The sequence below is a fragment of the Flavobacterium sp. genome, assembly GCF_046296355.1.
In the GTDB taxonomy this organism is placed as follows: domain Bacteria; phylum Bacteroidota; class Bacteroidia; order Flavobacteriales; family Flavobacteriaceae; genus Flavobacterium.
The window spans coordinates 135,811-143,032 of sequence record NZ_JBKBLM010000003.1 but is presented as its reverse complement, the minus strand read 5'-3'; the positions used below and the strand labels follow the sequence as shown (position 1 = coordinate 143,032).

The 7,222-nt window shown below is 32.6% G+C and carries 9 protein-coding genes; all 9 read left to right on the top strand.

The window, feature by feature from the left end:
- The first annotated feature begins 649 nt into the window (after positions 1–649).
- On the top strand, positions 650–1,090 hold the full coding sequence (locus tag ACK4HO_RS03415) for a hypothetical protein (protein ID WP_409662577.1): 441 nt from the start codon (positions 650–652) through the stop codon (positions 1,088–1,090).
- Positions 1,091–1,236: 146 nt separating this feature from the next.
- Positions 1,237–1,794 carry a hypothetical protein gene (locus ACK4HO_RS03410; RefSeq protein WP_409662575.1) on the top strand — a complete coding sequence of 186 codons (558 nt, stop codon included), beginning with the start codon at positions 1,237–1,239 and terminating at the stop codon, positions 1,792–1,794.
- A 172-nt stretch (positions 1,795–1,966) separates the two neighbouring features.
- The gene (locus tag ACK4HO_RS03405; protein ID WP_409662573.1) at positions 1,967–2,410 is read left to right on the top strand and encodes a hypothetical protein; all 444 of its coding nucleotides are present in this window, start codon (positions 1,967–1,969) and stop codon (positions 2,408–2,410) included.
- A 696-nt stretch (positions 2,411–3,106) separates the two neighbouring features.
- Positions 3,107–3,403, top strand: coding sequence for a hypothetical protein (locus ACK4HO_RS03400; RefSeq protein ID WP_409662570.1), 297 nt, complete (start codon positions 3,107–3,109; stop codon positions 3,401–3,403).
- Positions 3,404–3,574: 171 nt separating this feature from the next.
- A complete protein-coding gene (locus ACK4HO_RS03395) occupies positions 3,575–3,943 on the top strand; it encodes a hypothetical protein (RefSeq protein ID WP_409662567.1) in 369 nt (122 codons plus the stop codon).
- A gap of 1,152 nt (positions 3,944–5,095) precedes the next feature.
- Positions 5,096–5,431: a hypothetical protein gene (locus tag ACK4HO_RS03390; RefSeq protein ID WP_409662565.1), complete on the top strand. Its 336-nt coding sequence runs from the start codon at positions 5,096–5,098 to the stop codon at positions 5,429–5,431.
- A gap of 183 nt (positions 5,432–5,614) precedes the next feature.
- On the top strand, positions 5,615–6,298 hold the full coding sequence (locus ACK4HO_RS03385) for a hypothetical protein (protein ID WP_409662562.1): 684 nt from the start codon (positions 5,615–5,617) through the stop codon (positions 6,296–6,298).
- 214 nt (positions 6,299–6,512) lie between these two features.
- Positions 6,513–6,755, top strand: a complete 243-nt coding sequence (locus ACK4HO_RS03380) for a type II toxin-antitoxin system ParD family antitoxin (RefSeq protein WP_409662559.1) — start codon at positions 6,513–6,515, stop codon at positions 6,753–6,755.
- Positions 6,752–7,048 carry a type II toxin-antitoxin system RelE/ParE family toxin gene (locus ACK4HO_RS03375; RefSeq protein WP_409662556.1) on the top strand — a complete coding sequence of 99 codons (297 nt, stop codon included), beginning with the start codon at positions 6,752–6,754 and terminating at the stop codon, positions 7,046–7,048. Before ACK4HO_RS03380 ends, ACK4HO_RS03375 begins: the two co-directional genes overlap by 4 nt.
- The last annotated feature ends 174 nt before the right edge of the window (positions 7,049–7,222 follow it).

Here is a 7,222-nt window from a genome sequence, read left to right as displayed (position 1 = left end):
CACCTGGTTGTAACAATGCCAGCTTTAGTTCTTTTTCGAAACGGTAGAGATTATGGAAAAATCTCGTACTTTAGTGAACTAATAGCTAACAACAGGCACTGTTACAACCAGTAAACGTTAGATGCAATTTCCCAGCTCACGAAGTATTTTGCGTAATGAATCCGATAAATTTTGTGATTATAGTTCTTAGACAGAGAAGAATTCTCTTGGCTTCAAGTCTTTCGATTAAAATCGTAGAAAGTTAACTTTCAAACGTTTGACAACGTAAAAGACTTGGCGAAGTTAGAAGAAAAAAATGAGAAAGTCAATTTTTTCCTAACTTTTTAGAAGTGTAAGCACAAAATGTATCGGCAACCTTTTATTAACTAAGGCCTATCATGCTTGATAAGCCTAATTAAACAAGGTTCATTGAAGTAGATACCGTCGAAAAATAGAAAGAGGTGTAATCTGGGAAACTGTTCCTGCTTTTCTGAACTCATTCGAGAAGAAAACAGCATCTAACACCTGGTTGTAACAATGCCAGCTTTAGTTCTTTTTCGAAACGGTAGAGATTATGGAAAAATCTCGTACTTTAGTGAACTAATAGCTAACAACAGGCACTGTTACAACCAGTAAACGTTAGCGGCAAGTCTAAAACACTAAGTGAAAAATGGAAACATATGGTTTGATTAGAATAAACATTTATAAATTATATTTTTTAGCTATAATTGGTGTAATCATTTCGGTAGCTATTTTTATAGGTTTAGCGGTTGTCTTAGTCAAAATATTTCCTCAATTCAATTACATAAATTTGCTTCTAATTGTTATTGCGTTAATTTGTGGTGTTTTCGCTCATAAGTTAGCAGAAAGGAAATCATCATCAGTCATCATAATAAAATTTGGCAAAAAAGAAATTATTGTTGATGAGAAAAGGATATTTATTGAAAATGTAGAAAAAATCCAGATAAAGAAAAGTTATAGTCATTATCCAAAATTTATAATTAATCAAAAAAATGGAGAAAAGTTAAGCTACCGAATTGAAAGGCAAAGTGAAGATTTTGACAAGTTGATTGAAAAATTATATGAAATGGAGATAACGACCAGCCGCTAACAGCAGTTTGCAACAATTGCAAGGTTTGGGCTTTCACCGAATTTTCTCCGAAAATTCAAAAAGGAGTTTTATATTTGGAATAAGCGGTGATAAATTTTTGCAACTGTTGCAAGCCGCAAGACGTTACCAGTAATTATTAAACCAATATGCAACTAAGAAATATATTTTTACTTTCAATTGTTCTTTCACTAATTGTAAGTTGTGGAAAAGAAAAGAAAACCGTAGGTGGAAAAATCGAGGGAGATTTTAATGGTGATGGAGAAACCGAAATTGCAACATTATCAAATGTTAGCGCCAAAAAACTTGATGATGTTATATTGCTTAAGTATTCTGTTGAATTTAGTGATCTGGCTATCAAGCCACTTGAATTAGAAAACGTATACAGAAAATTGAAACTTATAAACGAAGGAGACTTAAATGGTGATAATGCTGACGACATTTCGATTTCATACGAAATAGATCCATCAGTTCCAATTGCTCGAATGGAAACGAGAAGTTTAAGCAATGATAAATGGAATTACATCATTCAGGATATGACTGTTCATTTTGGCTTTGACACTTTAAGTTCAAAGGAGTTGCAAGACATTGTGAAGAGAAATGATAAATCTATTGAATATTATACTTATGGAAATTCATTTCAGTTTGACAATAATTTTAAGCCAAAAAACTTAAAAAAAACAACCGAAAAAATAAGTCTAAAATAACTACTGGTAACAGCAGTTTGTAGCAACTGCGCGCTTGGGCTTCTCCCCGATTTCCTGGCGGAAATCAAAAAGGAGTTTTGTGTTTGGAATTATCAGTAATAAATCATCGCAGCTGCTACAATCTGCGGAACGTTAGCAGCTATACCAGAACATTCGTTAAAAAGACAACCTATTGGAAATAATTAAAAGTTTATACTGGTTTGGAGGAGTTTTCATTTTTGGAATTGTAATAATAATGGGATTTGCTTTACCACATACATTGAGAATTTTTAGGCTTCCAAGAATGTACAAAAGAGCTTTGATTATTTCAATAGTTTTATTAGTAATTGGAATAGTATTGCAGTTTGATGACAGTTTTGATTGCCTTGAAAGGCGAAATTTATTTTATCCTGTTTATGGAATTTTATACCTTTTACTTTATAAAATATCAGACAATTTTATACTCAAAAAGAAAGGTAGAAATATGTATTACTTGACAATGTGGCAACTCAAAGACGAAGAATCTGGAAAATCCACCAACATAGAAAACTTGATTCAATATGCAAACTTCATAATTTGTTTGTGTACATCATATTATGGAAGTATGTTAATAATAAAGAGTTTGTACAGCTGCTAACAGCAGTTTGCAACAATTGCAAGGTTTGGGCTTTCACCGAATTTTCTCTGAAAATTCAAAAAGTAGTTTTATATTTGGAATCGGCAGTGATTAAAATTTGCAACTGTTGCAAGCCGCAAGACGTTAGATGCAATTTCCCAGCTCACGAAGTATTTTGCGTAATGAATCCGATAAATTTTGTGATTATAGTTCTTAGACAGAGAAGAATTCTCTTGGCTTCAAGTCTTTCGATTAAAATCGTAGAAAGTTAACTTTCAAACGTTTGACAACGTAAAAGACTTGGCGAAGTTAGAAGAAAAAAATGAGAAAGTCAATTTTTTCCTAACTTTTTAGAAGTGTAAGCACAAAATGTATCGGCAACCTTTTATTAACTAAGGCCTATCATGCTTGATAAGCCTAATTAAACAAGGTTCATTGAAGTAGATACCGTCGAAAAATAGAAAGAGGTGTAATCTGGGAAACTGTTCCTGCTTTTCTGAACTCATTCGAGAAGAAAACAGCATCTAACACCTGGTTGTAACAATGCCAGCTTTAGTTCTTTTTCGAAACGGTAGAGATTATGGAAAAATCTCGTACTTTAGTGAACTAATAGCTAACAACAGGCACTGTTACAACCAGTAAACGTTATAAGCAAGCGCACAAATCATGTTGGAAATTCACGAATAATTAGTTAATGTAATAACCAAAAATTGAAGTTTGAAATCACTTAGTAAAATTATTCCGTTCATCTCATTACTAATAATAATTATTCCAACCTTGTATATTGTCAAAGAATGGAATAACAGTAAAAAGTACGAAAACACTAAACTCAATATTACAATTTCAGAGTTAAAGCAAGATTGGGGAAAGCCTGATTATGATTGGGTAAATATTAATAACAGTAATCCGAAAGACAAAAGCAGAGTTTTGAAGTATAAATTTTGGTATGGTTACTATATCTTTAAAACAGATACAGAAGGAAAGAAGATTACTCAAAAATTTATGGATGATTGAGTTGTAGAATCTTTCGCCAGCTTATAACAGCAGTTTGCTACAATTGCTAGTTTTGTTTAAGCCGGTTGTCGATTTTCCGCTGGAAAATCTTTACTTTAGTAGAAAAAAATTAATCACGCAGTCGCAACTGTAGCAATCTGCGGAACGTTATGCTCAATATTTAGACACATTATGAGAATATCGATAACATTATTTTTTGTACTTCTTTGTGAAATTTCATTTTCCCAAGAAAAGAAACTTGTCTGGACAGAAAGGACATGCGAAAGCGGAATTGAAAAAGCTATCAAACATTCAAAGCAAGGTTACTATTTTAGTGAGTCATTTGGATTGGCAAAAGAAACTGATTTAGTTTTCATTTCGTTTTACAAAGAATATCTTGAGACAAAATATAACATAATCTCCATTAATGGCGGTTGTATTATGGATGATAATAGAGAATGTTATTCAGATAAAATGGATAAACTCATAATTGAAAAGTTTGGCGCGGATATATTTAAAAAGTCACTGAAAGAAGCGGAAAAACTATACGGTAAAGGTTAAATACTGAGCATAACAGCAGTTTGTGATAATTGCGTGGTTTGGGATTATCCCGAGTTTTCTCTGAAAACTCAAAAAGGAATTTTATATTTGTAATCATCAGTAATTAATCGTCGCAACTATCACAATCTGCGGCACGTTATGAGCTAGCGTTCCGATTTCATAATTCAAGAACTTATTGCAACAGAAATCAAGCTCAACTTCCTAAAGAAATTAAAGCAGTATAAACCATAACTCATCAAGGTTCTGAAGAACGTGAAGTTGTTTGCGCAAAACAGAGACTTGAAATGTTTGCGGAATATATGTAACAAAAATATGTGTAACAAAAAATATTGTTACAGTAAAAATTGTTACATAAAGAGTTGATATAGTTTGCGGGTTAAACCACAACGAATTCTCTAAGAAAACAACCGAAGTAGTTTGCGCTGAAACAGAATTGGAAAAGTTTATGGAAAAGTTTTTAGTCCTAGATAATAGGAACGCCAGCACATAACAGCAGTTTGTAACAATTGCTTGGCTTGGTTTTTTTCCGAATTTTCTTCGAAAATTCAAAAAGTAATTTTAACTTTGGTATCATCAGTAATAAATCGTCGCAACTGTTACAAGCTGCAGGACGTTAGCGGTCAGTTTCCTGCTAACTAAGGAAATAAGCATATAACGAATGATAATTTGTTCTTAACAAAATTGGAAACTAGCATCGGCGAAAAGGAAACTTGTAACTTCAAGTAGAAAACTCGTTACTGCAAGTAGAAAACTTGTTACTGCGGAAAGGAAACTGGTAACTTCAAGTAGAAAACTCGTTACTGCGAAAAGAAAACTCGCTACTGCAAGAAGAAAACTCGTTACTGCAAGTAGAATTCTTGCTACTGCAAGAAGAAAACTCGCTACTGCAAGTAGAATTCTTGCTACTGCAAAAAGGAAACTCGCTACTGCGAAAAAGATACTGGAAACAGTGGAATGGCATTTTTGGGCAGTGATGAAATAAAATTGTGGAGTAATGAAACCGAACCGCTAACAGCAGTTTGTAGCAACTGCGAAGCTTGCGCTTCTCCCGAAAGTCCTGCGGACTTTCAAAAGGTGTTTTGTACTTGGAATCATCAGTAATAAATTATCGCAGCTGCTACAAGCTGCGGCACGTTAGCAATAATTTTATAAATGAAGTCAAACAAGCTTATATATCTTTTAATCTCGATTATAGTAGCGATACTGCTAATTTCTTATTTTGTTCCTATCAATACTGGAAGATATTGTAGCGAATCGCCTGTCTTAAGATGGAAGTTTGCAATATATAGAGGAGAATGTAATGATGTCTCTGATAGTTGCGATTTCACAAAAATGGAAAATACAGGAGTATTAGAATATTTTGGTTTAAAAAAAATTTATTGTAACGGTGAGGATATTAATATTGATGAGCGTTATATAATATCTCATGATACAGCTGCAAATCCGATCGATAATGATTTTAAAAACACGGATAATCGTGATAAATAAATTCTTGAATAAAAAACTATTGCTAACATTGGTTTGCATCAATGGCTTGGCTTGGGACTTATCGGGAAACTAATCGGTCAAAATTTTTTCTTTTTTATAAAGGTTTTTTCTTTCAAAGTTTTCGGTATATTTGTTAGCGTCAGTGTTCAAAAAAGCCACTGAATGCAAGCCAAAGGACGTTAGATGCAATTTTCAGACATGAAGTATTACACTATTCACATTAACGACTCAGGAGCTATCGAAGATACTGAAAAGACAAGTATCAATGGAGAAAACACTCTTATATGTAAAATGTACGATGATCCAGAATTCAACAAACTCAATGATATATTACATTCATTAAGAGGTTACATTCTGAATGAAAAAGCATTAAACATTTTCAAAGAGAGTAATACAATTTCATATAAACTATGTAAAGCTAAAGTGTTGCGAAAAGAAAAAATATTTGGCTTTATTAAAAAGTATAAAGAATACGATTTCTATGAACTTAATTTTCTGGATGAAAGCGCTTATGAAAGCTATGAATGGATTGATTTTGAAAAAAGTAAAATTTTTGCTGTGGAAAATTTAGGAGAAAAAATAAAAATTAAATCACATCAAGAAACTTTAAGTTTCGTTGAAATAAACAAAACGAATTCAGGAAAAAGTTATTCTTTTGAAACAGAAAAAATTGTCTTTAATAAAAACTTCAATTCAGAAATTGACTTGTTTAAAATCCCTTTTTATTCGTGGGGAATTTATGTTTCGGAAAAATTAAAGAACAAACTTGAAAATGCCCAAATAACAGATATTGGATTTGCAGAAAATAAAGAACGGTTAGGAATTATGTGGAAACCTCATTTCCCAATAATAGAGTTTAATCATTAAAAACGGCTGGTAACAGCAGTTTGTGATTATGGCTGGTTTTGGGTTTATCAGAAATGTCTCGGCTGACTGAAATTTTAGTTATATTTGAAAACGCAAGTGAGTGAAGAACGCCACAATCACAATCTGCGGCACGTTATAAGCCATTTCTCAAAAAATCTGCAAAAAAGACATTCACATACCAAAAATTGGTATATTTGAATTAAAAATGTAAGTCATGGCAAAGAACACATCTATTTTATTAGGAGACCATTTCGAAAATTTTATCAGTGATGAGATTTCTTCTGGACGTTTTAGTTCCGCAAGTGAAGTTGTGCGTACAGCTTTAAGATTACTAGAATTGGAAGAGCAAAAATTAAAAAAATTTAGAGAGGAAATTGAAATCGGTGAAAAAAGCGGAATGATTTCAAATTTTGATCCGGAAGCTCATTTGGCAAGCCTTCACAAAAAGCACTTATGAAGAATGAATATCGTATAAGTGCAAAAGCGTTAGAAGACATAGACAAAATTTGGATTTACACACTCGAAAATTGGTCACTCAATCAAGCCAATCATTATTACCGCTTAATTTATCAAGAGATTGAATTCATTGTTGAAGATTTTGAAGGTGGAAAAGATATTGGAAAAATTAGATTGGGTTACAGACAATTTAGAGTTCAATCACATCTTATTATCTACAAGAAAGCTGAAGATGGAATTGTGGAAATTGTTAGAGTGTTACATCAAATGATGGATATTCCGAATCAACTGTGAACGAAACGGCTTATAACAGCAGTTTGTAGCAACTGCGAAGCTTGCGCTTCTCCCGAAAGTCCTGCGGACTTTCAAAAGGTGTTTTGTACTTGGAATCATTAGTAATAAATCATCGCAGCGGATACAATCTGCATTCCAAGATCAAATCCAAATTTTAAAGCAGAAAATTAAAAT

Coding starts and splice junctions, on each gene's coding strand:
- ACK4HO_RS03410 (WP_409662575.1), top strand. CDS start 1,237: ATGCAACTAAGAAATATATTTTTACTTTCAATTGTTCTTTCACTAATT.
- ACK4HO_RS03375 (WP_409662556.1), top strand. CDS start 6,752: ATGAAGAATGAATATCGTATAAGTGCAAAAGCGTTAGAAGACATAGAC.
- ACK4HO_RS03385 (WP_409662562.1), top strand. CDS start 5,615: ATGCAATTTTCAGACATGAAGTATTACACTATTCACATTAACGACTCA.
- ACK4HO_RS03415 (WP_409662577.1), top strand. CDS start 650: ATGGAAACATATGGTTTGATTAGAATAAACATTTATAAATTATATTTT.
- ACK4HO_RS03390 (WP_409662565.1), top strand. CDS start 5,096: ATGAAGTCAAACAAGCTTATATATCTTTTAATCTCGATTATAGTAGCG.
- ACK4HO_RS03395 (WP_409662567.1), top strand. CDS start 3,575: ATGAGAATATCGATAACATTATTTTTTGTACTTCTTTGTGAAATTTCA.
- ACK4HO_RS03380 (WP_409662559.1), top strand. CDS start 6,513: ATGGCAAAGAACACATCTATTTTATTAGGAGACCATTTCGAAAATTTT.